The following is a 26767-nucleotide window of genomic DNA, read 5'->3' as shown; positions in this document are numbered from 1 at the left end:
GTCGCCGACTGCCCGCCCGGCGTACTCCGTTGAGGTCTTCGAGCAGCGTGGGCGTGCGGCCTTCCGTCCACCGTCACGGTTGCCGCTCCTACGCTCCAGCACACTGGATCCCGATGTACTGGGGAGGGATCACCACGCTGTACTGAGCGGATTCGAGCAGCAGTTGGTCAAGCGACTGCCGGAGGTGCGGACCGGGCGGGACGCGCTCGAGCGCACGAGGTTCGAACTTCAGCTTCCCGACGAACGGTGGTCAATACCGTCGCACCCCGGCCTCGCCCTGGAGTACGCCCAATAGCCACAACAACCAGCCATGCACTCCATCGAGCCCGCCTCGAACCGCCCGGCTCACCACGGCTCGAGCGCAGATGCGCCACCACTCCCCTACCCCGTCCTAAGCAAAAGCGGAGCAGGCCGCGTCAAAATGACCAAGTCACGAAGGATAGCGCCCGCGCAAGCGGGGATGACCCCCGCGCTGCGGCCTGGCTCGCCTCGGTACTTCGTAGCGCCCGCGCGAGCGGGGATGACCCGGTCATGGTCGGCTCCTACTACCGCGAGGACCTCTGGAGCTCGCGCGAGCGGAAGTGACTCGCGCCGCAGCTCTTCGCGGGACGTAGCGCTTGCGCGAGCGGGAGTGACCCGCGTCCCTCGTCAGTGGTGCCGATTGGTGCGGTGGAGCCCTCACTAGGCACTGTTTCTCGGATCATGTGCGGAGCCAGACCATGAGGGCTGCGAGGGCGACGGTGCCGAGGTAGATGTAGGCGCGTTTCTCGTAGCGTGTGGCGACGGCGCGGAAGCCCTTGAGTCGGTTGATGGCACGTTCGACGGTGTTGCGCTTCTTGTAGTGTTCGCGGTCGAATCCGATGGGCCGACCGCCTTGAGATCCTCGGTTGTGCCGGTGCCTTTGCTGGTCGAGACGTTCGGGGATGGTGTGCCGGATTCCGCGTCGTCGCAGGTAGCGCCGGTTGCTTCGGGACGTGTAGGCCTTGTCGGCCAGCACGTGGTCGGGCCGGCTGCGGGGCCGTCCCACTCCGGATCGGGGTACGGAAATCCGCTCCAGCACCTGCTCGAGCTGAGGGCCGTCACCGTAGTGTCCCGGCGTCAGAACGAAGGCGAGGGGCCGGCATCGTCCGTCGGCGGCGAGATGGATCTTGGTTGTGAATCCGCCGCGGGAGCGGCCCAGGCATTCGCCGATCTGACCACCTCCTCCAGGCGGAAGGCCAGTTTCCGCAGCACCGGATCGGCCTGGTTCGTCCCCCGGCCGTTCCCCTTTTGAGCATCCAGGGCCGACGGCTTCTTCCTCGCACCGGCGGCGTGCTGATGGGCCCGCACTGCGGTCGAGTCCACCGACACGTCCCAGTCGATCCCACCCGCGGCATCTTCGGCGGCCTGGATACGGGACAGCAGCATCTTCCACGTTCCATCCGCTGACCAGCGGCGATGCCGCTTATAGACCGTCTCCCAGGGCCCGAACCGTTCCGGCAGATCCCGCCACTGCACCCCCGTCCGCACCCGGTAGAGCACTCCGTTGATCACCCGACGGTGATCGCTCCACCGACCTCCCCGCGCACCGCCAGGAGGTAACCAATGTCCCGTCCATCGCCAACCGCATGCAGTTCATGGACGAGAACAAGACCTGGCGGCGCGTTGCCCGGGCGAACACCGCCACCAGCGTGACCCTCCCGGCCTGCGGCACGGCCTACAAGCCGCCGAACTGCTTCACCACCAAACTCACCGACAGCACCTCCTTCACCGAGTGGAACGTCAGCAAGCCCCGCAGCACCACGACCAGTGCGCAGTTCGGCCCCGCGGCCGCCGCCACATCCGCTTCCGCTCAAACCGTCCCCGCCGTGTTCAACGGCGTGGACCAGCGCGCGCTCCAGACCTGCATGGAGGAGGACCCGGCAGGCTGCCTCGATACCGTGCCCGGTCTCGCCGAATGCGTCATGACCCAGGACGCCTGTAACGCCGAGGCTCTGCAAGCCACCGACGCGCCTGCCATACAGCGCCGCAGCGAACCGGACGTGTCCGCCGCTCAGATCCGCTCGCAAGCTGCCAAAGCGTTCGGCGTGGGGAAATCCGACCTTACCGTCACGGCACCGCCCACCGCGGTGGCTTCCTTCGACGCTACGAGCAGTGAGACGGCCTGGACCGTCTCCTCGACGCACACGACCGCAGGTCTGCGCCCCAGTGACGGCCGGGAATACGAAGGTTTCCAGGCTTCGTACTCAGCCCAGGGTGATCTTCTCAATGCTTGCTGGGGTGACCTGTGCCCCTGACACAGCCTCTTCGCTCCCCAGCCGACCGATCGAACGCCACCGCCCCGCAAGGAGCCCTCCGGTGAGAATCCGCCGCCGTCTCACGCGCGCCGCCGCCACCGTGTCGGTCATCAGCCTGCTCACTGTCGCCCTCACCGCCGCTGGCTCCGGCGCCGAGCCAGTCTCCGCCCCTGACGGCGACCAGTTGGGATTCGTTGATGCCGCGACGCTGCCGGCTGACGAACTCAAGGGGCTTGACCGGCCACAACCGCTCGCCGCCTACACCGGTGACCCCGCTGCCCGAACAGCCGCCGAACCCACACTCGCCGCGGATGAGGACCTGCGCACACAGTGCGAGGCACAGGCTGAGAAGGCCAAAACCGCACAGGGCTGGATCAAGAGCCGTTTCGAGAGCTGCCAGAAGCGCCCCTACGACCTCGTGCTGCGCAACAAACAGGGAACCCAGTCCATCGGCCGTCTCTGGTTCGACATGTGGACGCTGGGATTCGCCTACGACGGCTCTCGTCGGGTGGACTATACGGCCAGCATCGAGAACATCCGCGTACAGACAGTCGGTACCGAGGATGCCACCAAGTGGCGTGTAGGCCAGCACTTCCGTAGCACGATCAACGCGAGCAGCAGCGACCCCGACCCCAAGCTGACGCCCCCGCAGACGACGTCGCGCGACGAACTGCTCGGGGCATGGGACAGCACGCCCTTGTGGACGCTGACCTACACCTCCCCCGACAAGGGAGCTCTGTACAGCAGCGGCAACCAGCAGCGTGTCTACGCCACCGTCGTGATGGACGTGACCGCGGACTCCCCCAACGCCACTTCATATACAGAAGTCGACGCCTACCGTTCGGGCGTCCGCTTCGACTACGCCGGACCGGTTGCCGGCAAGTACAAGGGAACCGTATTCACCGAGGCCCGCGTCGAACTGAGCATGAGCCAGAGCGACCCGGATGTCGACGAAAGCGCTCTGCACATCGACGACGCGCAGAAACGGCCGGAGCGGACGTTCCCATCCTGGCCGAACAAGACCGTCCCCGGCGCGAGCGAGCCGCTGCACCGGCTCATCGACGCGGATGAGCAGCAGAAGAACCGCAGCAAGTCCATCGCGACCTGCAACAACGTCTGGGGTGACTACAGCGGAACGTCCCTGCAGTGCGACGAGTACCCCTTCGCCTCAACCAAGGAAGGGTCCAACAAGGGCGACGACCGGTACTCCGTCCGTCTGATCGAGGGAGCCGACAATGAGGAAGGAGGACGTCGGCTCAACACGATGTATACCCTCAACCGGATGCTGGACGGCGACCCGTTCTACGTGAAGATCACCCGCTGAGAGAAAGGCCCGTTCATGGGGCTCCTGTCCGAGTACAGCGTCAACGCCGTTCCAGGTCGTCGCTTCATCGAGGTGTATGACGCCGACGCCTACCTCGACGACGCAGTCGCCATGGACGCCGCACGCCGGCAGGTGGTGGCCGGCAACGGCTACCACCTGTACCTCTACAGCCTTCAGGCAGATATCCCCGCCCAGGTCGACATCCGCATCTGGGACGCACCGCCCCCTGCTCCGGGCGACGCCGAAGGCCACGTCGCCATCACCCTCGAGTCCGAAACCGGAGCGCTGGTCGTCAACCAGCTCAGCTACGGTCCCGCCGGGGACATGACCTTGCCCCGCCCAGGGGTGTACCGGGGAACCGCCTGGTGGACCGGCCGCCAGGCCATGGGCAGCTATCACGAAACGACACTGCGCGATCTGGCCGCATCCGGGCCGGAAGCCCGCCTGGCGGACGACTGGCGGCACACCCCGCACACCGAACGGTACGTCCTCGATCTGGCCTGGGAGAGAGACCCGTCCCCGCTGGACGTAGAAGACGACTGGTGATCCTGCGGAAGGGAACTACGCACGTCGCGGCATCCGATCCCGCCTGCAACGGGCCTTCTGTACAGCGAGCCTCTGACCTCGCACCTTCACGAGGTGGGCTGTCCCAGGCTTGATCAAATAGGCGGAGAGTTTCTCCTGGCCCGCAATGATGGGACTCGTCTAAGGGCCTGTTAGCTGGACGGAAGGAAGCACTCTCCAGGTGAAGAAGCGTATCGGGTTGTCACCGCGTGTCCGCATCGAGAGTCGCGGACGGGCGGTGGTCTCGCAGGCCGGGAGTGTGCTGCTGGTCTCGTGCGAACGGCCAGGTGCTGCGGCGCAGGATCTGCGGGCGAGGACGGCCCTTGGTCTGCAGGCGCCGGGTGAGCTGGTCGAAGACGGCGTCCAGGTCGAGGAACTCGTTCGGGGAGGCGACGCCGCCTCGCAGCAGCTCGAGGAGTTCGCCGGTGAAGGCGGTGTGGGGCTCGCCGGGCGGGGACAGTGCCACAGCGGTCTCCGCCGCGGCCGCCATCAAAATGGTGCCGTCGATCTCAGCGAGGGCCGCGACCGACTCGGACTGCACGCCGAAGGCACGGGCGCTGTAGCAGCAGTCGAGGATCACGATCCTACGGGTGGCACCGCTCGTCTCGATGGACCGCTTGAACCACTCATAGGGCACGGCCGTGCTCGGCGGCCAGATGCAGCACCGGGTCACCCAACAGGCCCTACCTGGCCGAACTGAAGGTGGACCGCCTCGCAGTAGGCTCCGTTGCCCGGCGGACGGGAGGCCTGCGCCCGGCGGCTTCACCGCGGTGCGGCGCGGACGCCCTCCTCGCGGTCCTCTTTCCACGCCCTGCACCGGGGCCTACTGTCGTTGCCATGGCCAACGGGGTGTTCCACACCGGGCACGGCATCGAGATCAATCTGACGTATGAGGATCTCGGCAACCCGGGGTATGCCGGGCTGCTGGAGGAGATCATCCAGCCCGTCGATCAGCGCGCCAGGAACCTGCTGCAGTGCCTGAAGGACTACCGGGGCGAGCATTGCCAGTGCGCTCTGGCCGGCAAATCACCGTGGATGTTCGTGCGGCGCCGACGTACCCGCGGGCAGGTGACGTGGGTGGCGGCGCATCTGCCCCTCACCCATGTGGCGACACCGCAGGAGAGCGACAAGCACAAGGCGATGAAGGAGCGGATCGCGCGCACGGCAGCGCGGCACGGGCTGGGTGTGGAGACCGAGGCCCGGTCGCCCGACGGGCGGGTCGTCACCGATGTGCTGGTGACGGGAGCGGGCGCACGCGTTGGATGGGAGGCCCAGTACTCCCCCATCACCGCCAACACCGTACGGCGGCGCTCCGCCAAGGCCCGCGAGCGCAACATCGCGCCGCTGTGGGTGACGTCCGACGACTCTTCTGCCCTGATTGACCGTGCCCCGTGGACGCGTGTGGACGACGTGCCCTGGCAGCGCATCGTCTCCCCGCTTGCCCTCATCATCCGCGGCGGGGTCCGGCACCTGCAGATCTGGAAATGCACTCCCAGCAGCGAGCGCCCCTGCCCCACAGCAGGTGGCGCCTGCAGGATGTGGCACAGCGGCTGGTTCCTGCCCGCCCTGTGCATTCCCCAGGAGCGTGCCACCGCACTGGACGAGCTCGTCGTCACCAGCGCTGACGGCGAGCACTTGCCGGTGCGCTCCCGCGACCCGCAGGACGCGCGGCGCACCTCCTACCTGTGGGCCCTTGCGCGCGACGTCGGCCGCTGGCGCGAGATCACCGCAGAGGCCGGCGACACCTCCGAGCCCGGTCCGGTCGACGACGAGCCGGTCACCTACCGCGAGCAGGAACTCGACATGTCCTGCCGCTACGGGGAGGAGGGCCCCCACACCAGCAGTCCGCGGCCGCCACGCGACAGAGCCTCGGCCATCGGGCTGCACACCTTCGGCCACGCCCCCGCCGATGCCCTCCTGCAGCCCTCGAGGCCTGTTGCCCTGCGCCTGTCACCGCGCGAGCGTCTCGTCGTCGCAGCGGAACTGAGGTGCCCGTCCTGGGAGGTTGGGCCCTGCATGCTGTGTGCTGCCCCCATCCACCGCTACGGGCCCCGAAGCCCCAAGGTATGTCCCGCCTGCCGCATGCCTACCAGCTCCTGACCGTGTAACGGTCGTGGCGCACCGCCCGAGCACGCACAATCACAGTGCTCAGCCCTGCCGAACTCGCCGACATCTTCCGGGCCGAGCAAGCGCTGCCATCACAGTGGCTGCCCCTGCTGAAAGCGACCCCGGTCAAGGAGTAATGAAACGGCACGTGGGTCCCTCATGCCGACGGGCATGAGGGACCCACGTCCGCACCGGCTCCCTGCCAGCAGCCTTCCAGACAGGAACGACTTCGTGATCTATCCGGGCGCGGAGGCGGCGGGCCGTCGCTTCCGGGGGCCAGCAACACGGTCATCGGCTGGCTGGTGACTTCTGCAGCATGCCCTGGAAGCAGTACGAGATCTTCGGTCGCATCATCGTTCTCTCTACCCAATCCCACGCAAAAGACGGGCAAACTGCGCTAGAATGACCAGGTCAGAAAGGGTAACGCCCGCGCGTGCGGGGATGACTCGCCGCAGGCGAGAGCGACGATGACATGCACCGGTAACGCCCGCGCGAGCGGGGATGACTCGGTGCGTAAGAGCCCGACCAAGAGCGCCACTGCCCAACGCCCGCGCGAGCGGGAGTGACCCGTCGCCGTCGGTACGGTCGCCGAAGTGCGCTCCATGGTCTCGACGATGAGGCATGGCCGACGCGAGCGGGCTGATGCGTCGTTCGTGGCACCAACCTCGGCGCCCAGGCCGTCGAGCCCGCAAGCAGGGGTGACTCGTGCTGTCAGCCCTGCCGTGTCGTCATTGGCCAGCAGAGCCCGCGTGAGCGGGAATGACTCCGCGGCTCTGTTCAGCTTGCTGCTCCGGCCAGGTGCCGTAGGCCGTGTCTGACAAACGATCACGATGGGGGTGACCGCGTCGTCTAAAAAAGCCATTCGTCCAAGCCAACGATCTACGCTGGCCCGATGGGGAACGATCGACGTGTCCGCCACCTCGTGGTCGACGAGGCTGTCTGGTGTTGGACTGTCCGGCAGCGAGTGAAACCGGACTACGCTGACTGCCGGCTGACGCTTTCACTCTTCCCAGAGGTCACGGCGCAGGGCGTTCGACGTCGATTGGCCTTGGTCTTTGCCCCGGGCCCGGACAGAATCGTTTCGAACTCGCACTTCGAGGCGGGCACGGTCGTGCGCCTCCCGGACCGCGCTTGGCTCAACCTCTACGAGCCCGGAACGGTTCGACGCCTGCTCGACGCCGCGGCGCCTGCTCTGGACACCCGGCCATCGGTGCAGAACCTCAAAGTGAACGGCTGGCCCTACTTCGCTGAAGTCGTGGACTGCCCCAATGCAGCGAAGTCTCATACTTGATCTTGTGGCTGGTCGTGGTGAGTTGACGGATGCGGCGTGGGAGCGGATAGCTCCGCTCTTGCCGGCGCTGGATGTCGAGGGTGGCCGTGGCGGGACCACCGGCAGGTGATCGACGGGGTGCTGTGGCGCTTGCGGACCGGGGCTCCGTGGCGGGACCTGCCGACGCGCTATGGGCCGTGGCAGACGGTCTACGAGCGGTTCGCCCGGTGGGAAGCCGACGGCACGTGGGCCCGGTTGCTGGAGCACGTTCAGGTCCGTGACGATGCGGTCGGCCGCCTGGAGTGGACAGTTTCGGTGGACTCCACCATCAACCGGGCTCACCAGCACTCCGCCGGAGCCGGGAAAAAGGGGACTTGGACGGGGACAAACTGGAAGATCCACAACGCTCGGCGGCGCGGCAGGCCCTCGGCCGGTCCCGCGGCGGACTGACCACAAAGGTCCACTTGGCAGCGGACGGCCGTGGCCTGCCCCTGTCGTTTGTCGTGACCGCCGGGAACGTGAACGCGACTCCACGATGTTCGACGCGGTACTGGACGCCATCAAGGTACCCCGCGCCACGGTCGGCAGGCCGCGACGCCGTCCCGACCGGGTGCTGGCCGACAAGGCGTATTCCTCACGGGCCATCCGAGCCAGCCTTCGGAAACGCGGCATCCGGGCCGCCATCCCCGAACGATCAGACCAGGTGGCTAACCGCAAGCGACGCGGCACCCGCGGCGGACGACCACCGGCCTTCGACAAAGAGCAGTACAAAGGCCGCAACGTGGTCGAACGCTGCTTCAACCGACTCAAGCAGTTCCGCGCAATCGCGACCCGCTTCGACAAGCTCGCCGTCCGCTATAAGTCAGGACTGCACCTGGCCTCGCTCATCTTGTGGCTCCGCGACACCACAGCGTGATCATTTGTCAGACACGACCTAGCGCCCGCGCAGGCGGGGGTGCCCCACACTTCCTGCCCAGGGCGGTTACCGCGGCGTTGCATAGTCCGCGCGAGCGGGAGTGACTTTATCGTCGGCTGATCCAGGTACAGCACGTGCGAGCGCAGTCGGCTGCGAAGCCTGTGTAGACCATCTCGCCACCGCTCAGCGCGAAACAGCAGGTCACAGCCGGCGTCGTATTGTGATTCTCAGTGGACTGAACTCGTGATTCTCAGATGCCTGCATCAGCAGTTCTCATGCTGCGTCTGAAGCAAACTCATGACACCCCTACAACTAGCGGGCCACGGACATCTCTCAGATGACATCTCAATGAGAATCGCGTGCGGCGCGGACGTGAGAGTCAGCACCCTCACTACCGCAGCGCACGAGATCGGCGACAGTGACCTGCCAGCCGCTCCGGTGGGTGCTGATGTATCCGAAGATCCCCTTCGCCTTGAAGCCCAGCCTGCCGTCGCGGAACAGCGCGTTGGAGATCTGGGTGAACTGATCACCCGCCATCACGCCCCGTCGGATCCCCCCGCCGAAGCCTCCGGTGCGACCGGCCTCCGGAACCGTGATCACCGAGTCGGCTGCGGCCAGCGTCATGTCCAGGACGGCGGGGTGGTCGGTGATGCAGTAGACGCTCTCGCCGAGGGTCCCGTCCCGGTGGCGCAGGCGGTCACAGATCAGATAGCCGTGCTCCTCCAGTTCCCTCAGGCCAGCGCGTACCGCGTCCCTGCCGTCGGGGCCCACTCGGACGAGGTCGGCGATCGTCACCTTCCAGCCGCTGCGGTACGTACTGACGTACCCGAAGATTCCCTTCGCCCGGTACGACAGCCGACTGTCACGGAACAGACCGTTGGCGATCTGCGTGAACTGATCAGCGGCCATCGCGCCCCGGCGAATCCCCGCCCCGAAGCGACTCACCGCGACTCCCCGCGCACCGGGTACACGCAGCCGCCGAGGCCCGGCAGCCGGACCAGGACAACAAGCTGGCCCAGGCCACCAGATGAGGCGACACACACAAGATTCATGACGGTCAGCCCACCGGCCAGCCCCGACCAGACAGGCGACCACAACCCCCGACCACAGGTCACGATCCGACAACAGGCGTGCTGAACAACCGTGGTCGGTCTCATGGTCGGCCCGACCAAGGAGAGCCTTTCGCGTGCCAGACGGTGTGCACACTCGCGGCTGCGCACTAGGCTCGGCGCTCAACGTGCACGCACCTGCACAACGAAGGCGGGGTCATCCACACTCGGCGAGCGCGCCTAGTGTGCACAGCGGGACTGCACAGTCACGGAAGGCTGCACAGTCGATCCGCTGCTGCACCGTCGGCATGCCACCACGTGGCTTCCCATCCTGGCTGCAGATCCTGCCGTGGACCGTGGTCGGCCCGACCAGACGGGCGGCCACCATCTCCGGCTCCGGCCCCCCGGCACGAAACGCCGGCATGCCCCCTGACCAGCCATGGTCGGACCCATGGTCGGGCCGACCAAGCCGGCCTCTCCAACCACCGACCAGACAGGCGGCCACCACCCCCGGCCATCCACCACGAAAACCGCGGTATGCCCTCTGACCAGCCATGGTTGGCGCCATGGTCGGGCCGACCAAGGATGCCTGTCGCGTACCAGGCGGTGTGCACACTCACGGATGCACAGTGCGGCCACTTGCTTGTGGGCCTGGCCGCTGTCGGAAGGTGGGCTCATACGGCTGCGCGGGCAAGGCTGAGCAGGCCGGCGCCGTATGACTTGGCTCGTCCGATGCCGCCCAGTACGGCCTCGGCGAGGGCGTCGGGGTCGGTGACGGTGGCGGTGCCGTCGTAGCGCACCAGGTGATGCCGCACGGCGACGGTGTTGTTGCCGCGGCCATGCACGGCAGCGATCGGGGTGGGCAGTGCTGTGGTCAGGTGCAGTCCGGCCTCGTGGGCGCGGCGTGCCCACCACTGGTCGGCGTCGGGTCCGGTGAGGGCGATGCGTTTGCCACGCTGGCCCTTGTTCTCCAGTGGCAGGCGTTCGGTTTTGACCGGGTTGACGACGATGCGGTAGCGGACGTCGAGGCCCTTCTGGAGGGCGTTGAGCACGGGGGTGAGGTCTTTGACGTCGGCGTGGCCGTAGTCGTCGGGCAGGCGTGTCGGGTCGAGGATGGAGGCCTGGACCAGGAGCGTGTTGAAGGTGTCGGACACGTCGAGGCGGTACAGGAGCCCGGCGGCTTGCCGGGGGCTGTCGCCCAGGCCGTCGGGGACCAGACGCATCAGGGTGCGGTGCATGTCGGTAGCGTTGCGCAGGTCGCTTTGGACGGCGCGGCTGTGGGGATTGAGGCGGATGCGGGCGAGGGCCGCGCGGGGGCTCATGCGGCGGCCTCCTTTTTGGCGTAGTCGCTTGGGTTCGTGTGGCGGGTGATGCCCTGGGCCGCGGTAAGCGGGCTGAGCAGCGCGGAGCGTATGGGGTAGGGGGTGGGGTCACCGTCGGGGGTGAACATCGAGCGTTCGTCACGGGACTGAATGGAGCCGGCCAGCCGGAGCCGGAGCCTGTTCACGTGCGCGCTCTGGCGGGGCAGGTGGCGGTGGTGAGGGTGTAGAGGGGGTAGTGGTTCGCCGCTTCGGGCACGTCGGGGCACGTCTGCACTGTGCGGTGGCACGGTCGGATGCCTTGCACGTTGCAGCTCAGTTCGGCGGGCCTCGCGCGCGGTGGGCACGATGGCGAGTGGCCATACAGTCACCGGGTGCTCCTCTCCACCGTGGCGAAGTGGGTGTCGATGTACCTTTGGAGCGTTCTCAGGTATCCGGTGCCGAGGCCTCCGTAGGCGGCGTTGGGCAGGTGCACGGCACGCCGGTACAGCGGCCGAGGCCGGTATTGGCGTGCCAGGGGGGCGAAGGACATCGGCTCGTCGGTGACTTCGCCGCTGTGGTGGTCTCCGTCGCCCTTGTCCGGGGTGGCGGAGTTTATGGGGAGCGCATCGAACGGTCTGTCGCTGTAGAAGTCGATCGGCTGCGGGCCGTTGCGCGGTCTCTTGGCCGCCAGGGGCAGCTGCAGTAGGTGGCGCAGGGGGTCTTCCGCGCAGTCCAGGAGGATCGGGCCTTCTGGTGGGCAGGAGCGGCGGCCGAGGAAGAGGGGCCAGTGCGGGTTGCGCAGGGCAGCGGCGCATGTGTGCAGCAGCGTTTGGTCATCGGAAGTCAGGGCGAGCGTGAAAGCTGCGTCGGCCAGGTATTGGCGCTTGGATACCAGGGTGCCCTTGCCCTCGGGGCGGTGTTTTCCATCGACGGTGATCACTGTCTCATCGGCTGGCAGTCCGCCGCCGACGGTGTGGAAGTCGGACAGCACCAGGCCGGGTCGGTCGACACGTACCGTCATCGACAGCTTTGTGAGGTCGTCCAAGGGCGCTTGGCGTGCTCGTCCGAGAGCTGCGGCGAGCATGCCCACGATGCCGGACCGGGTGGGGAATCGGGCTGTGTCGCGTCGTGTGTACTTGCTGTGCGTGCCCCAGGACTGGAGTGGGCCTGCCAGATGCAGCAGCAGTCCTCGGGAGGGACGGTCGGTCACTGTGGGGCCTCGGCGAGAGCGAGGTCGACGGTGGCGGTGACGAGAGCCGCGAAGGAGGAGTGACGCTCGCCGAGGTGCTCGAGCTTGTCGAACTGGAGGGAAGCGTGTGCCGCGTGCAGTACGCGGTCGGGGCCGAGGAGGGTGTTCGCGGCCTTGGCGTAGGCATCGATGCCTTGCACGGAGCGCCCGACGAAGCCGCCGTGTCCGGCGGAGCGTACGGGTTCCTCGAAGGCTGCGGCGAACGACAGGGGCCGGTCGGAGCGGACGGCTACGTGGACCAGGTGCGGGATGGTGTGCGGGGCGGTGGAGTTCTTCTTCGCCTGCGGCAGGGACTCGATGAAGGAGTGCAGGAACTGGCCGACGAGTTCGCGGGCGGCATCGAGTGCGATGTCGTTGTCATCGCTCAGGTTTTTGATGAGTTCTTTGAGATCGACGGTGGCAAACCGGTAGAAGGTGCCGGTGCTGAACTCGGCCGTGCCCATGTGTCCGCTTCCCGTCTCGTCGCCCTTCGCCGCGGTGACATCGTCGACGGCTGCGAAGTAGTCGAGTTCGACCTCAGTGGTGTGCGTGGTGAAGGCGTGCGCGACCTGGACGGCGCCGTCGACATTGGCCTGGTCGACCTCGGTGAGCATGCGGCCGAAGAGGTTGATGACCCCGTTCTTTTTGATAAGAATTTGGTCGATCTTGCCTTTCAGGGCGCTTTCTGGCTTGTTCTTTCCTTTTCCGGTGAAGTCGGTCGTGAGCGCGTCCTTGTGGGCTTCGGCGATGTCGGCCAGGTCCTCGACAGCGTCTTCGGGAAGATAGACGAGCGCGTTGGTCAGGACCTTGTTCGTGATGGGCTGCTTGTCCTTTCCCTTGGCCACCTCCCACTTGATGCTGCTCCCTGCCGCGACATGTGCACCCGCGCGTTCGGCGAGCGCCTTGTCCCACCCACGCTCACGCAGCACCCCGGTGACCCGCTCGCCGATGCGGCGTGTGCGCAGCGCGTTCTCGCCGAGCGTGTCCTGGAAGTGCTCGCGGATGGCCCGTTTCCAGGACTGGCTGGAGATACGGGTACGCAGGACGTCACCGTAGAGCATGCTTTTCACCGAGTTGGTGTCGTCCCGGTTCAGGTTCGCGTAGGGAACTGGTTGGACGACGTGGATGTCGATGAAGCGTGGCTTGAGGTTCATCGGGGATCTCCTGTGGGTGAGGGTTCAGTCTCGGTCGGCGCCGGCCGTGATCCGGTAGAAGTCCTGCAGCCAGCGGCGGCTGATACGCCCTGACTGGTACTGCCAGTCGATGAGGTCTGCCAGCAACTGCCCCCAGTCGATGAAGACTCCGGTGGTACGTACCTGATTGACCGCAGCGGGAAGGTGCAGGTGGATACCGCGGCGGCTCTGCCGTGTGAGGAGATTGATACGGCTTTCCGCGGCGCTCATCCGCATCGGCTTGCCCTTCGCGGTGACGGCTTGGCCCAGGGTGGCACCGAACGAGGAGCCATACGGGGTCGGCCCGGGCGGAGCAACCTCCTGGTCCGGTTCCGCCTCCTCTCGCAGAGCCTGCTTTTCTGCCGTTCGGTGTTCGTCGGGGGTGTCTTCGTCGTCTCCCTGGTCGGGTGAGAAGGCATGTCGGGGTTGGGCCGCGATCAGCGAGGCCACCGTGTAGTGGGCCTGGGCTGTCTTGTCGTTGCACCCTTCCGGCAGCCGCGGTGTCAGCAGGCGGTGCATGGGGCGTGTGCGCGGGTGGTCCAGGTCGCGGCGCAGCCCGGCACGCAGCGCCGCGCGGGCACCGGGGTCCGTGCGGCACAGACGTTCGATGTGCGCGGTGAATGCGGCGTACGCGGCGCGATCGCTCTGCCGCTTGCTCGCTTCGAAAGCTTGGAAGGTCACGGCTTGTCCTCGGGTTGGCGGGCGACGGTCACGGCTTCTTGGCCGCTCTTTTCGTCGCCGGTTGTTCCATCGCCTTGAGGGGGTCTTTCAGGGCGGCGAGGATGATGGCCTTCGCCCGGGTGACGGCCTTCGCGCCCCGTGGTGTGCGTGTCACGGAGCTGGTCACTGTCTCGTAGGCGTCGAGTGCGTGCCGCCCGAAGGCCCGGCAGGCGGCCTCGAAGTCGAATGCGGGGTCCATGGCGCCGCCCGAGCGTGTCAATGTCCGAAACCGCGACCAGAACTCGTCCTCTGCTGCCGGCCAGTACCGTGCCGCGGCGGCGTCCTGCCAGGCCCGTGGATCGTTCTTCTTGTCATCCGTGTACTTCAGCCAGGCTTCCTTCGTGGCCTGCTCCAGGCGGTTGCCGAAGAGCTCGCCGAGTTCACGGAGCTGGCGTACGGGCCGCTCGGTGCTCGGGGCATCCTCTTCCACCCGGGACAGGAGCACCGGGGTCACGGAGTCGACGTACTGGTGGTTGGCTGCCTGGCTGGAATCTTGTTCGAAGCCGAGGGCGCGTACCCGTAAGTACTCGCTGACGTCGAAGGCGTGGTCCATGACCTTCGGCTGGATGGGGCTTGCGTCGTCCAGTTGCTTGAGCAGGAGGGCGTCGATGTCCCGCCACAGAGAACGGGAGGAGTATGCGAGCCGGGGAGATGTCTTCCCGTCCTTGGTGATGTCCCAGATCAGGTAGTCGTCTTCCGGCCGGATCCGTTCGGCGTCATAAGCCCAGGTGATGTACGCGTCCGCCGTATGCTCGCCGTCCGAGGTGGGGACGAGACAGAGCGCGTGCTGTGAACATGCGGTGAGCTGTGAGCAGGGGCCCTGCGGCTCGGGCATCGGCCTGAGCGGGTCCGGGAGCTCTTCGCGCTCCCAGGGGCACAGGTCCGTGTGCCGGCTGACGTCACCGCCCGGCGGTGTGAGACCGGCCAGCAGCGTCAGGAGCAGGTTGTCGCACTGAGGGTGGTACGACAGCGCGGCTCGCAGTGGTGAAGCTTTCGCATAGTGACTCCTCACGTGCCCGACCGCACGGCTGGAAAGGGCGCCGGGGTCTCCCCAGTAGTGCCAGGTCAGTAGGGACAGCGCTGACTGCGAAAGATCGGGAGGTAGAGGGCTGTCGTGGCTCCAGTGCTCGAACCAGGAGTGGTTGTTGCCCGCTGCCCGGCTCATGACCAGCTTGTGGACGCCGGCCGTGCTGTTCCTGTCGCACTGGTCAGGGAGGCGCGGGTCCTGGAGCCAGGGACGATCGCCGTCGAACAGGTCGAAGCGGTGGTACCACTGACCGAAGTAGCCCTCGATGCCGGCTTTGCGGCCGTCAGACAGGTCGACGCTCCGCTCGGCAAGCCCTTGTTCGAGAACAAGTTCCCGCCGGTCGCCCCAGCTTCCGGGCCCTGCCTCGTCCAGAGCGGTGATCCGGGCCGTCAGCGCGTACAGCAAGCGCAGCAGCGCCGAGTGAGCCGGAGCCTCCGGGATCAGCAGAGTGCGGATCTCCCGGGCGTGCACAAACAGGTCCCTGAGCCCCACTTCAGGTGGGCCTGACTGCCCCTCCACCCATGCGACCGGAATCCATGGCTGGTCGATCAGATTGGACACAGACGTGGTCACGCGCCCCTCCCCCCTCTTTGCGCGTCACCGAAATACTAGAAGGACAACAGGGGAGAATGTAGGTCGTTAAGGCAACCGGTCGACCGTCAGGCCGAGTTCACTCACGTGGAATCGGTGCCTCTCACCGGTTCGCACCCACGTACCGTCTTCCCGGGTCATGTTCAGCCGGAGGACAGTCTTGAGGGCGGCCATGCCGCGCCAGCCGCTGTTTGCATCGCCCGCCACGCCGTCGACGAGCCGCTGCGGTACGGGGATCAGGTAGGGGACAAGCTGACCCGGCCTCGGTCTGCGCTTGCGCTTGGAATCGAACGCAAGCCTCTGTCCGAGGGCCCCGGCCTCAAGGAGAGACCCCGGGTACAGGCACACCACATGCACCATCTCCTCGCCAAGAACGGAAGAGAGCAGTTCGGGCTCCATACCGGGGTGGTCCCGGCTCAGCAGGCCGAGGTCGCCGTCAAGCTCCCGCGGCCCCGGCACCTGCAACCAGCCCGCAGTACCGGTGGCCCTTCGTTCTCGGACCGTCCGCCGGTTGTCAAGCCGCTGAAGCTCACGGCCCGCAGCCTCCCCCTGCCTGTCGACGAGTTCGTCAGCGTACACCGCGTCCAACAGCAGGGGCACGTCCTCCGGCATGGAAATCGTCCTGCCGGCCCCCAGGGCGATCTCAGTACGCCGCACCAGCGCGACATCGTCCAGGCCGGACCTGCTGTCGGCTCGGAGCACCACGAGCCGCGGCTGGCCCCCCGCGCTCTGGCCCGCACGGGCCAGCAGGTCCACAAGCGGTGCCGGCCCCGAAACGACGAGGTCGAAGCTCAAGCCCCTGACATGTTCCAGCATCGGCGTCGACACCAGCACGGAAGGGCCGCTGACGCCGCCGTCGGGAGAGAACGCGCTCCGGCAGGCCGCGAGACGCCACCATCGGTCCTTGTTGCTCATCTGTTCATGGACCAGGGACACCTCGAGGCCGGGCAGCTCCTGTGAGAGCAGGAGAAACGTGCGGATGGCTTCCGCAGGCGTCGACCGGTAGACGACGGCCCTGCCATGGCCGGCCTCGACCAGGGGTGCAAGAGCCGCCCGGATCTCGTCGTACGGCTCACCGTCAACGACCTCGACGCTGAGCGTGCTGTCACGCGCGGCGTCCGCAGTCTGCCGGGGCAGGTGCCCCCTTCCGGACTGAGCATCCACGAACGACCACGCCGGCAGCCGGCGAGGCTGCACCATCGGCTCCGCTGCTCCTCCAGAGCCACGGCGATAGGCCGCCAGCATCGCATCCACCGACTTGTCCGCAGACATCGCGGCCAGGACCACGGGAATCCGCAGCGCAGCGGCCCACTCCAGGAACCGGAGCATCAGCTTCTGTCCCCAGGCACCGCGGGCATGGGCCTCATCCACCACGACGACCTTGCCGGAGAAGGCAAACAGCCGCATCACGTTGAACTTCACCGGCAGGACCGCCTGGAGAAGTTCGTCCACCGTCCCCGTGCCCAGCGCGGCCAGGAGCGCGCGGTGGTGGGAATTGAGCCAGCTGTTCGCTGCCGGGACCCATTCCTCACCAGGCTCCGCGCTGACATCACCGGACGCATGGGCGTGCGCCCACTGCTGCGCGGCTTCCGCCGGTTTCAACCGCGAAGAGCTGTGAAGCAGCAGCGACCGCCAGGGGCCCGTCAGGGCCTGCTCAGCGAAAGCATGCAGCTGCGCCATGTGGCTGTCGGCCGCCGAACCGGTGGGCAGCGCATAGAACAGACCGCGCGCTTTCGCCGCATGCCCGAGGACCGCCGCTGCACGAAGAGCCGCCTCCGTACGCTCCTGCGACGGCGAAGCCGTCACCACCACCAAGCCCGGCCCGTGCTCGGCCACCAGACCAGGCAACTGGGCCTCCACACTGGCCACAAGACTGATCTCGCCGGCACACTGGGCCGGCTTGGGCCGGGCGAAACCCGTCCCGAGCAGGTCGCTGTGCTCCACCAGACGGACAGCTGCTGCTCGGGCGACCTGCCAGTAAACGTCCAGGTCCTCAGGGGTCCCGGCCCATCCCTCCTCCCTGAGCCTGGCCTGAATCTCTTCTTCGATACTGGCCAGCCAGTCCGACAGGGTCACCAGCCCCGTCAGAACCACAGCCGCTCCCGGTGACATCCGCCCCTGCGGAACCGACACCGCCCCTGTCACTCTGCGCACCTCATCGAAGTGGGCCCGCCGCTGCTCCTCCCACCGGCCCGTGCCCAGACCGGGGTGACGGGCGACAGGGCACCGGTAATCCTTGGCGTAGACAACCGGATGGAAGCGGCCGCCGTGCCCACCGAGCAGCTGGGCCACCGCGTGACTGAGCTGGGACTGCGGACGCCGCTTCGACGACGGATAGCCGATCTCCTCGAAGATCCCCGCCAGCCACCAGTGCGCCGCCGCCTCGTGTGACTGCCTGTCCAGCGCGGCGCCGGCCGCGGACTCGTAGCCTTGCTCATCGCCCAGCTCCTGCGTCAGCAGCTCGCCATCCGCGCTCTTCGGGCCGTTGCGGTGCAGTTGGAACGGCACGCTGATCTTCCCGATATCGTGCAGTCCCGCCCAGAACGCCGCGAGCGCCCGCGCCTTCCCGTCCGGAACCTGCAGCGCCCCGACCACCATGCTCCGCTGGTGCGAGGTCAGCAGTTCGTCCCACACGACCTCCGCCACGGCTGCCGTATCCAGCAGATGACAGATCAAAGGGTGCGTGCGGTGAGCCCCGCGGGCGTTCTTGCCCAGCCCGGCAGCCTTGCCCCACAGGCGGGAGTCCAGGGACATGGGGGTGCTCCTTGTCGCGGATCCAGCGCAGGCGCGGCCGCGGCAGGCACATCCGGCCGCAGCTCCCCCTCATCTGCTTCACCTCGTCGAAGGCCGACGGGGGCAGTTCCCGCAAGCACTGCCACACCAACGGGTTCCCGCCGTAGAGTACATACCGCTGCACGCCTCCCTGGGAGGTGCGCGGAACCTCATTGCCTCTCCAAGCGACGGCACAGCCGAGAAGAACGCACGACCCTCCCGAGGGATGTGGCGCAACCTCGGCCCAGTCTGCGCTCTGGAGATACAGTGTCCCGGTTCCTGCACAAGTTCGTCCTGCGCCGCGAAGTACTTCTCGGTACCTCGCGCGTAGTGATCAGCGCCACTATCGGTGCCCTGATCAGCGAACTCGTCAGCTGGCTCATCTGAGCCAACGGTGACGGACCCCAAGGGGTCCGTCACCTCCTGTTTGCAGACGATCCCCACAGGCTGAACACCCCTCCGCGCAACGGGGATACACCACAGGACGAGAAGCCCGGCTACAGCGGACGCCGTCAAAACCGCGAACGGAGAAGACCCCGCCGTCTCAAGACGCCCTCCCCACTAAAGCGGGGGTGTTCCGGTGGTGGCAATTCCGGAAGTTCACATCCTCTCGCCCTCCCCGCCGACGCGGGGGCCGGTCCGTATGTTGAGAGGATGGAGCCATGCTCAGCCTCGTCCACCGTGCCGACGCGGGGGTGTTCCGGCACGATCATGGCTTGGCACCCCGGCGCAGTGGTCCTCCCCGCCGACGCGGGGGTGTTCCGTCCAGCGCAAGGGCGTAGGAGCTGCGGAATCCGTCCTCCTCGCCGACGTGGGGGTGTTCCGGCCATTCGCCCTGAGCAGCTTGTTGTTGCCACGCCCTCCCCGCCGACGCGGGGGTGTTCCGGCCTCGGACAGCTCTTCGGCGCGGGTGTTCTCGTCCTCCCCGCCGACGCGGGAGTGTTCCGACCTGCCAGGGTCGCGCGGCCTGGGGCCCGTGGTCCTCCCCACCGATGCGGGGGTGTTCCGGCCTCCGCTGCGGCCCCCAAGCGCTTCTCTGGGTCCTCCCCGCCGACGCGGGGGTGTTCCGGCGCCGGTGCCGGAGTGCATGGTCTACGTGGAGTCCTCCCCGCCGACGCGGGGGTGTTCCGTCCAGGCCCGCGTTGTACATCCGCCAGCCCTGGTCCTCCCCGCCGACGCGAGGGTGTTCCGCTGTTCCGGCCCGTGCACGAGGGCGTGTGGTGGTCCTCCCCGCCGACGCGGGGGTGTTCCGCCCTTGCGGATGAGGCCCTCGTCCAGCGTCTCGTCCTCCCGGCCGACGCGGGGGTGTTCCGGCATGGGCCTGTTTCCTCCGTGGGCTTCCCCTGTCCTCCCCGCCGACGCGGGGGTGTTCCGTCGGCGTACGTGTCACCGGTGATGCCGATCCGGTCCTCCCCGCCGACGCGGGGGTGTTCCGTAGCGGGCGTGGCTCACGCCGTTGCGGGCTCGGTCCTCCCCGCCGACGCGAGGGTGTTCCGCTGCACAAGCCCAACTACGTCAAGGCCATTGAGTCCTCCTCGCCGACGCGGGGGTGTTCCGGTCGGCCCGGCCGCGGGCCTGATCCCGATTCTGTCCCCCCGCCGACGCGGGGTGTTCCGACGATCCGCCGCGTGCTGGACGACGCCGGGGCGTCCTCCCTGCCGACGCGGGGGTGTTCCGAGGAGGGCGTTGCCGTCGTCGGTGAACGTGTCGTCCTCCCTGCCGACGCGGGGGTGCTCCGCTCGAAGCCGAGGTCGCCCTCCCGGCCCTGTTGTCCTCCCCGCCGACGCGGGGGTGTTCCGTCCCAGTCAGTGTCGACGAAGGTCTGAGCCATGCATGTCCTCCCCGCCGACGCGAGGGTGTTCCCAGGACATTTTCGACGCGGTGTGGAAGACAGACGTCCTCCCCGCCGACGCGGGGGTGCTCCGCCGTAGTTGTCCAGGCTCTCGGGCTCGTCGTCGTTCTCCCCGCCAACGCGGGGGTGTTCCGACGGAACTCGGGACTGCGCCGGGCCTCACGGTGTCCTCCCCGCCGACGCGGGGGTGTCCCGACCTGCTGCGTGTACCACTCGATCGCCTCTTGGTCCTCCCCGCCGACGCGGGGGTATTCCGAGGGCGTGGTCGCTGTCGCGCTCGCCGCCGCGGCCCTCCCCGCCGACGCGGGGGTGTTCCGGCGGTCGCTCCGCACACGGAGCGTGCGGTGTAGATCTCCCCGCCGACGCGGGGGCCGATCCGTAAGTTGGGAGGATGGAGCCATGCCCAGCCTCGTCCACCGTGCCGACGCGGGGGTGTTCCGGAGGCCCGCGCCGCCGCCAGGGCCGCCCGCTTGTCCTCCCCGCCGATGCGGGGTGTTCCGCCACCGCCGGGGGTGCCTGATGCCCGTCGCCCGTCCTCCCCGCCGACGCGGGGGTACCCCGGATGGGCTACGGGACCGAGGCTTGAGGCACGCGCGTCCCGCCGCTGACACAGGGAAATGTTCCAAGCTGAACAAGCTCTTCCTCGCCCTCGGCCTAGTCCTCCCTGCCGACGTAGGGGCGTTCCGGTCAAGGCGACTCGGACCCAGTTCCAGGACACGCCATCCCCGCCGACGCGGGGGTGTTCCGATGCTGTGCGTGGACGACCATTCCACGGTGTCGTCCTCCCCACCGACGCTGGGGTGTTCCGTCGTCGCGGGCGGTCGAGGCCGTACAGGACTTGTCCTCCCCGCCGACGCGGGGGTGCTCCGTTCAGGTTCACCGTCACGAAGCCCGCCTTGAGGTCCTCCCCGCCGACGCGGGGGTGTTCCGGTTCCGCCGACGTGGACGAGGTCGTTGTACCGTTCCTCCCCGCCGACGCGGGGGTGCTCCGCACACGACCCAGGCTGTTCCGGAGCGCACCGCGTCCTCCCTGCTACGCGGGGGTGCTCCGACGGTGGGGAGCACGATGTACAGGAACGCCAAGTTGCCGGCCGACACCCGGATGCTCCGGTCAGACAGGATGGTGCTCGTGGCCGACGCTGATCTTCCCCGCCAACGCGGGGGTGTTCCGACGCCGCAGGCCGTGATGTGGGGCCGGCTGTCGTCCTCCACGCCGACGCGGGGTGTTCCGCTGCGTGAGCATCATCCAGTGCCGGCGCTTTTGTCCTCCCCGCCGACGCGGGGGTGTTCCGCGTTCCTCATCAGCCTCGGTCTGATGCGCCGCGTCCTCCCCGCCGACGCGGGGGTGTTCCGCACACGGTGCCGAGCACCGTGTCGCCGTGGAGGTCCTCCCCGCCGACGCGGGGGTGTTCCGCCCCCCAGGGCCTTGATGTTGGTGTAGTGCTGGTCCTCCCGCCGACGCGGGGGTGTTCCCGGGTCCAAGCCGGTGCGCGGCACAGGTGCAAAGTCTTCCCTGCCGACGCGGGGGTGTTCCGCTGGGGAACGGCCGGGCGACCTGTGCGTGCACGTCCTCCCCGCCGACGCGGGGGTGTTCCGCCGATTGTCGAGAAGCGGGACGCGCTCGAAGGGGCCTCCCCCGTCGACGCGGGGGTGTTCCGGCCAGTGGAGCCCTGTCCGCGCTCGGGCCGATGTCCTCCCCGCCGACGCGGGGGTGTTCCGTTGTAGACGGTGGTGAGCTGGTGGGTGCCGGAGTGCGCGGGGGTGTTCCGTCGACGGCGGTGTCGGCCGTCAGGCCAGCCTTGTCCTCCCCGCCGACGCGGGGGTGTGCTCCGCCCTCGTTCAGAATCCGGGCCTGCGGGTACAGGTGCTCCCGCCGACGCCGGTGGTGTTCCCGAGTCCAGGCCGGTGCGCGGCGCAGGTGCAAAGTCTTCCCTGCCGACGCGGGGGTGTCCCGACGCTGTCGATCGCGTGGAACCTGCGGCTGGCGTCCTCCCCGTCGACGTCGGAGAGGCCGACGCGGGGGTGTTCCCGTGCAGGTCGCCGGGAAGGTCGAGTTCGTGCAGTCCTCCCCGCCGATGCGGGGGTCCGCTGGCGCGGATCGCTGCGCTTCGCGGGCAGTCGTCCTCCCCGCCGACGCGGGAGTGTTCCGTGGCTGTCCGATCCGAAGGAGAAAGCGCCGCTGTCCTCCCCGCCGACGCGAGGGTGTTCCGTACATGGCGGAGATCGCCAAGCGGGTGCAGCGGTCCTCCCCGCCGACGCGGGGGTGTTCCGTACGTCAAGCCCTGGCGGGATGACGTGGTGGGGTCCTCCCCGCCAACGCGGGGGTGTTCCGCGGCCCGGCCGGCTACTCGTCGAGTACTTCGGGTCCTCCCTGCCGAGGCGGGGGTGTTCCGGCGTAGCCGGGCCGGTCGCTGCCCCACGAGGGGCCCTCCCCGCCGACGCGGGGGTGTTCCACGCGTGTGGCGTCTGAACGTCGTGGAGACGACGTCCTCCCCGCCGAAGCAGGGGTATGCCCTGGGCACAGCAGCAGCTCACCACCGCGCGGGGGGTCCTCTCTACCGATGCGGGGGCCGTCGCTTTGCAGCCACGTGACGGCGTCTATGCCCTCCCCGCCGACGCGGGGGTGTTCCGACGATCGCCCACCACAAGTCGCGCGCCCCGAAGTCCTCCCCGCCGACGCGGTTGTTCCGGCGGTGAGGCACAGACCGGCGGCTTCGCGGGCGTCCTCCCCGTCGACGCGGGGGTGCTCCGCACACGACCCAGGCCGTTTCGGAGTGCACCGCGTTATCCCTGCCGCGCGGGGGTGCTCCGACGGTGGGGAGCACGATGTACAGGAACGCCAAGTTGTCCCGGTCGACACCGGGGGTGCTCCGATCAGACAGGATGGTGCTCCTGGCCGACGCTCGTCCAGCCCCCCGCCGACACGGGGGGCTCCGAAGTCCCGGCTCGGGAAAAGCACGTAGGTCTTGTCCTCCCCGCCGACGCGGGGGTGCTCCGGTCGCCCTGATCCCGACCAGCATCGCCGCCGCGTCCTCCCCGCCGACGCGGGGGTGTTCCGAACGCCGTCCTGTACGGCGCGCGAGAGACCGGGTCCTCCCCGCCGACGCGGGGGTGTTCCGTCGCTCGTCGTCGACACGTGCACTGCGACGTGGTCCTCCCCGCCGACGCGGGGGTGTTCCGGTGGCGGACATCCTGGATCAGGTCGGCGCCGGGTCCTCCCCGCCGACGCGGGGGTGTTCCGCCGTCGACCTGGTTGCGGGCGGTGCCCCAGACGTCCTCGCCGCCGACGCGGGGATGTTCCGACACTCTTCGCGTCTCCCCCGGCCGGGATGGTGTCCTCCCCGCCGACGCGGGGGTGTTCCGACGATCCGGTACACGGGGGTGCCCGGCTCGGAGTCCTCGCCGCAGACGGGGGGGTGCTCCGGTGGCCGACCAGTCCATCTACGTGCAGGATGGGCCTTCCCCGCCGACGCGGGGGTGTTCCGTGCTGGAGCAAGTCAGCTTCCAGTTCCTCCGGGTCCTCCCCGCCGACGCGGGGGTGTTCCGTGCCTGCCCCGCTCGGCGTCGTCCCTGGGCTGGTCCTCCCCGCCGACGCGGGGGTGTTCCGCCGGGCCAGGTATGGCTCACACACAAAGCGGAGTCCTCCCCGCCGACGCGGGGGTATTCCGACATCGTTCGACCCGGATGTGGACGAGTCCCGGTCCTCCCCGCGGAGGCGGGGGTGTTCCGTCGCGCAACACCCCGGCGATTCCGCCCCGTTCGTCCTCCCCGCCGACGCGGGACTGTTCCGGGCCCGGTCGGCGCTCCGGGCCCTTCCCCCTTGTCCTCCCCGCCGACGCGGGGGCGTTCCGACGACGACGGGGGTGTCCTTGGCGGTGTCATAGTCCTCCTCGCCGACGCGGGGGTGTTCCGACAACCGACCGAGGTGAAGAAGCGCTCGTCGTGCCCTCCCCGCCGACACGGGGGTGTTCCGGAGTGGGGAGAGGTGGTCACCCTCGGGGTGGCGTTCTTCCCGCCGACGCGGGAGTGTTCCGCCGGGATCGCTGCACGACGCCATCGCCGCCCGGTTCTCCCCGCCGACGCGGGGGTGTTCCGCCTTCGAGGGAGGCCCCCGCTAATGGACTCCGGTCCTCCCCGCCGACGCGGGGGTGTTCCGGGCTGGCACGCGCACGAGCTGCCCATGCCCGGGTCCTCCCCGCCGACGCGGGGGTGTTCCGTACTCACCGACGGTGGGAGCCAAAGCCCCACCGTCCTCCCCGCCGACGCGGGGGTGTTCCGATCCCGGCCAGGTGCTTGCGCGCGGTCACGTCGTCCTCCCCGCCGACGCGGGGGTGTTCCGTCCCATGCCGCCGCCAGAGTGATCCGGTGCCAGTCCTCCCCGCCGACGCGGGGGTGTTCCGACGGCGCAGGGCGGGAACGTCGCCCCCTTCGAGTCCTCCCCGCCGACGCGGGGATGTTCCGAAGGCCCGCCCGACGTTCACGATCGGGGGCGAGTCCTCCCCGCCGACGCGGGGGTGCTCCGTCGACAAAGCACCTCTCGAACGTGAGGTCGCCGTCCTCCCCGCCGACGCGGGGGTGCTCCGCGCCGGTCCCGCACGATGCAGTGGCCGTGTCGGTCCTCCCCGCAGACGCGGGGATGCTCCGCAGCTGTGCCGCCGCGGGGCCTTTCCTGGTCTTGTCCTCTGCGCCGAGGCGGGGGTGTTCCGCCGCGTGCCACCGTGACGCTCCACGTGAACAGGTCCTCCCTGCCGACGCGGGGGTGCTCCGCCGTTCGTCTTCGGGTAGAAGGTGTCGAGCGGGTCCTCCCCGCGAAAGCGGGGGTGTTCCGTTCTTGAAGCTGGAGTTCCAAAAGGACCGGTGGTCCTCCCCGCCGACGCGGGAGTGTTCCGCAGCGCAAGCACGACGCGAGGCTGGCCCCGCAGCCCTCCCCGCCGAGACGCGGGGGTGTTCCGTCCGCCGTCGAGCGGGGCTTCACAGCTCTCCGGTCCTCCCCGCCGATGCGGGAGTGTTCCGACGATCCGGTACGCCGGGGGGTGCCGGGTTCGGAGTCCTCCCCGCCGACGCGGGGGTGTTCCGACGGAGCTGAGTGGGGGGTCCCGCCGTAGGCGGTCCTCCCCGTCGACGCGGGGGTGTGCCGATGCGCGGCGCCCTGGTCGTCGCGTTCCGTCATGTCCAGATTCCCAAGCCTCGGCCTGTCCTTTCACCGAGCCGGGGCGCTCCGCTCGGTGGCTGCCCGATGATGTGCTGGGCCGAGCCCTCCTCGCCGACGCGAGGGTGCTCCGAGCTCCAGGGACTACTCGGGTGAGGCCAGGCCGGGACCGGCGATGTCCTCCCCGCCGACGCGGGGGGCTCCGGCCCGGACGGCGTCCGGCTGGTTCGTGATCAGGGTCCTCCCCGCCGACGCGGGGGTATTCCGCAGGCTGGTCACCGACGGCGTGCGTCGGTTCTGTCCTCCCCGCCGAAGCGGGGGTGTTCCGTCCAACGGGGCGGGCCCGCCGCCGATGTTGCCGTCCTCCCCGCCGACGCCGGGGGTGTTCCGCCCAAGGTCGTCCCGCACGACACCGGCCTCGCGTCCTCCCCGTCGACCCGAGGGTGCTCCGGCGTGCCCCACGCGGCCGGTGGCCTTGTCGACGTCCTCCCGGCCGACGCGGGGGAGTTCCGTGCCAGGGCGCGATCGTGAAGCATGAGGTGCTGTCTTCCCCGCCGACGCGAGGGTGTTCCGGGCGCCATGTCCGGGCTGGTCGCCGCGGTCGAGCCCTCCTCACCGACGTGCTCCGGTCAGACAGGATGGTGACCGTGGCCGACGCTGGTCCTCCCCGCCGACGCAGGGTGTCCCGGCAGGAGGTGACCGTGGCCGACCAGTCCTTCCCTCCTTCCCGCCGATGCGGGGGTGTTCCGACCCCGGATTGCTCGAGACGCTGGAGTCCAGGTCCTCCCCACCGACACGGGGGTGTTCCGGTGCAGGGCATGGCGCAGGCCATCACCCTGTGGGCCTCCCCGCCGGCGCGGGGGTGTTCCGGCCCCGCTGGTGGGCGGGGCCTTGGGTGTCTCGTCCTCCCCGCCGACGCGGAGGGTGTTCCGACCGGTGGTGTGTACGACTACGACGGCGTCCTGTCCTCCCCGCCAACGCGGAGGTGTTCCGCTGCAGGCCCTCTACGGAGACGGCGGCTCCGGGTCCTCCCCGCCGACGCGGGGGTGTTCCGGTCCGTGGAACAGTGCGGAGCGCGGCGCGGCGGCCCTGCCCGCCGTCGCGGGGGTGTTCCGGTCATCGCCGACAAGGGACGCTCCCTGCCCGCGTCCTCCCCGCCGATGCGGGGGTCTTCCGCGGCCGTCGATGTTGGAGTAGATGGCGCCCGGGTCCTCCCCGCCGACGCAGGGGTGTTCCGGCGTGCGAGGAACTGGGGCGCAGCATCGCCGCGTCCTCCCCGCCGACGCGGGGGTGCTCCGGTGCCCGCCATGATGTGGAAGACGACGCCGCGGTCCTCCCCGCCGACGCGGGGGGGCCGGGTGGAGCACGCGTGACGACGACCGGAGAGTTGTCCTCCCCGCTGACACGGGGGCGTTCCGCTCGGCAACAGCCTCGGCACGCTCAAGGGCCG

The 26767-nt window shown here is 68.8% G+C and carries 14 protein-coding genes, 2 pseudogenes and 3 CRISPR repeat arrays; of the genes and pseudogenes, 6 read left to right on the top strand and 10 right to left on the bottom strand.

Annotated features, from left to right (window positions below):
- Positions 1-700: 700 nt before the first annotated feature.
- A pseudogene (locus RI578_RS39640) lies at positions 701-1602 on the bottom strand (IS5 family transposase); the annotation flags it as partial.
- 5 nt (positions 1603-1607) lie between these two features.
- On the opposite strand from RI578_RS39640, the gene RI578_RS39635 reads away from it, so the two are divergent.
- The 3 genes from RI578_RS39635 (at position 1608) to RI578_RS39625 (ending at position 4146) form a co-directional block, all read left to right on the top strand.
- Entirely contained in the window at positions 1608-2276 is a 669-nt protein-coding gene (locus tag RI578_RS39635) for a hypothetical protein (RefSeq protein WP_310875610.1), read from the top strand.
- A 61-nt stretch (positions 2277-2337) separates the two neighbouring features.
- Positions 2338-3600: a NucA/NucB deoxyribonuclease domain-containing protein gene (locus RI578_RS39630; protein WP_310875609.1), complete on the top strand. Its 1263-nt coding sequence runs from the start codon at positions 2338-2340 to the stop codon at positions 3598-3600.
- Between the two features lie 15 nt (positions 3601-3615).
- Positions 3616-4146, top strand: coding sequence for a hypothetical protein (locus RI578_RS39625; RefSeq protein WP_310875608.1), 531 nt, complete (start codon positions 3616-3618; stop codon positions 4144-4146).
- Positions 4147-4366: 220 nt separating this feature from the next.
- Here the strand turns inward: RI578_RS39625 and RI578_RS39620 are convergent, their stop codons facing one another.
- Positions 4367-4801, bottom strand: a complete 435-nt coding sequence (locus RI578_RS39620) for a hypothetical protein (protein WP_310875607.1) — start codon at positions 4799-4801, stop codon at positions 4367-4369.
- Between the two features lie 200 nt (positions 4802-5001).
- Between RI578_RS39620 and RI578_RS39615 the strand changes: the two genes are divergently transcribed.
- From RI578_RS39615 to RI578_RS39605, 3 genes and pseudogenes are all read left to right on the top strand, one after another.
- Entirely contained in the window at positions 5002-6264 is a 1263-nt protein-coding gene (locus tag RI578_RS39615; RefSeq protein ID WP_310875606.1) for a hypothetical protein, read from the top strand.
- An 898-nt stretch (positions 6265-7162) separates the two neighbouring features.
- On the top strand, positions 7163-7561 hold the full coding sequence (locus RI578_RS39610) for a hypothetical protein (RefSeq protein WP_079159903.1): 399 nt from the start codon (positions 7163-7165) through the stop codon (positions 7559-7561).
- A 4-nt stretch (positions 7562-7565) separates the two neighbouring features.
- Positions 7566-8478: pseudogene (locus RI578_RS39605) on the top strand (IS5 family transposase).
- A 323-nt stretch (positions 8479-8801) separates the two neighbouring features.
- On the opposite strand, the gene RI578_RS39600 reads toward RI578_RS39605, so the two are convergent.
- The 8 genes from RI578_RS39600 to RI578_RS39565 form a co-directional block, all read right to left on the bottom strand.
- Positions 8802-9365 (bottom strand): hypothetical protein, encoded by a 564-nt coding sequence (locus RI578_RS39600; protein WP_310875605.1) that lies wholly within the window; start codon positions 9363-9365, stop codon positions 8802-8804.
- Between the two features lie 814 nt (positions 9366-10179).
- Positions 10180-10827 carry a type I-E CRISPR-associated protein Cas6/Cse3/CasE gene (cas6e, locus tag RI578_RS39595; protein WP_310875604.1) on the bottom strand — a complete coding sequence of 216 codons (648 nt, stop codon included), beginning with the start codon at positions 10825-10827 and terminating at the stop codon, positions 10180-10182.
- A complete protein-coding gene (locus tag RI578_RS39590; protein ID WP_310875603.1) occupies positions 10824-11012 on the bottom strand; it encodes a hypothetical protein in 189 nt (62 codons plus the stop codon). The genes cas6e and RI578_RS39590 overlap by 4 nt, the downstream gene beginning before the upstream one ends.
- Positions 11013-11191: 179 nt before the next feature.
- A complete protein-coding gene (gene cas5e / locus RI578_RS39585; RefSeq protein WP_310875602.1) occupies positions 11192-12016 on the bottom strand; it encodes a type I-E CRISPR-associated protein Cas5/CasD in 825 nt (274 codons plus the stop codon).
- On the bottom strand, positions 12013-13188 hold the full coding sequence (gene cas7e, locus RI578_RS39580) for a type I-E CRISPR-associated protein Cas7/Cse4/CasC (RefSeq protein WP_310875601.1): 1176 nt from the start codon (positions 13186-13188) through the stop codon (positions 12013-12015). The genes cas5e and cas7e overlap by 4 nt, the downstream gene beginning before the upstream one ends.
- 24 nt (positions 13189-13212) lie before the next feature.
- The gene (casB, locus tag RI578_RS39575; protein WP_310875600.1) at positions 13213-13887 is read right to left on the bottom strand and encodes a type I-E CRISPR-associated protein Cse2/CasB; all 675 of its coding nucleotides are present in this window, start codon (positions 13885-13887) and stop codon (positions 13213-13215) included.
- Positions 13888-13915: 28 nt separating this feature from the next.
- On the bottom strand, positions 13916-15526 hold the full coding sequence (gene casA, locus RI578_RS39570; RefSeq protein ID WP_310875599.1) for a type I-E CRISPR-associated protein Cse1/CasA: 1611 nt from the start codon (positions 15524-15526) through the stop codon (positions 13916-13918).
- A gap of 66 nt (positions 15527-15592) precedes the next feature.
- On the bottom strand, positions 15593-18298 hold the full coding sequence (locus RI578_RS39565) for a CRISPR-associated endonuclease Cas3'' (protein ID WP_310875598.1): 2706 nt from the start codon (positions 18296-18298) through the stop codon (positions 15593-15595).
- A 571-nt stretch (positions 18299-18869) separates the two neighbouring features.
- Positions 18870-20723: direct repeats of the CRISPR family, unit length 19 nt; unit sequence CTCCCCGCCGACGCGGGGG.
- A 591-nt stretch (positions 20724-21314) separates the two neighbouring features.
- Positions 21315-22197: direct repeats of the CRISPR family, unit length 22 nt; unit sequence CCCGCCGACGCGGGGGTGTTCC.
- A gap of 879 nt (positions 22198-23076) precedes the next feature.
- Positions 23077-25300: direct repeats of the CRISPR family, unit length 29 nt; unit sequence GTCCTCCCCGCCGACGCGGGGGTGTTCCG.
- Positions 25301-26767 lie beyond the last annotated feature (1467 nt).

Source organism: Streptomyces sp. BB1-1-1 (assembly GCF_031597775.1).
Lineage (GTDB): Bacteria > Actinomycetota > Actinomycetes > Streptomycetales > Streptomycetaceae > Streptomyces > Streptomyces thinghirensis.
Note: the sequence above shows the minus strand (reverse complement) of the source record. Positions and strands in the feature narration are given on the sequence as shown.

What these genes read in the sequence shown, in the direction of transcription:
- cas7e (WP_310875601.1), bottom strand. Translation starts at nt 13,188, where the DNA reads ATGAACCTCAAGCCACGCTTCATCGACATCCACGTCGTCCAACCAGTT.
- RI578_RS39625 (WP_310875608.1), top strand. Translation starts at nt 3,616, where the DNA reads ATGGGGCTCCTGTCCGAGTACAGCGTCAACGCCGTTCCAGGTCGTCGC.
- RI578_RS39635 (WP_310875610.1), top strand. Translation starts at nt 1,608, where the DNA reads ATGCAGTTCATGGACGAGAACAAGACCTGGCGGCGCGTTGCCCGGGCG.
- RI578_RS39600 (WP_310875605.1), bottom strand. Translation starts at nt 9,365, where the DNA reads ATGGCCGCTGATCAGTTCACGCAGATCGCCAACGGTCTGTTCCGTGAC.
- cas6e (WP_310875604.1), bottom strand. Translation starts at nt 10,827, where the DNA reads ATGAGCCCCCGCGCGGCCCTCGCCCGCATCCGCCTCAATCCCCACAGC.
- RI578_RS39615 (WP_310875606.1), top strand. Translation starts at nt 5,002, where the DNA reads ATGGCCAACGGGGTGTTCCACACCGGGCACGGCATCGAGATCAATCTG.
- RI578_RS39610 (WP_079159903.1), top strand. Translation starts at nt 7,163, where the DNA reads ATGGGGAACGATCGACGTGTCCGCCACCTCGTGGTCGACGAGGCTGTC.
- RI578_RS39565 (WP_310875598.1), bottom strand. Translation starts at nt 18,298, where the DNA reads ATGTCCCTGGACTCCCGCCTGTGGGGCAAGGCTGCCGGGCTGGGCAAG.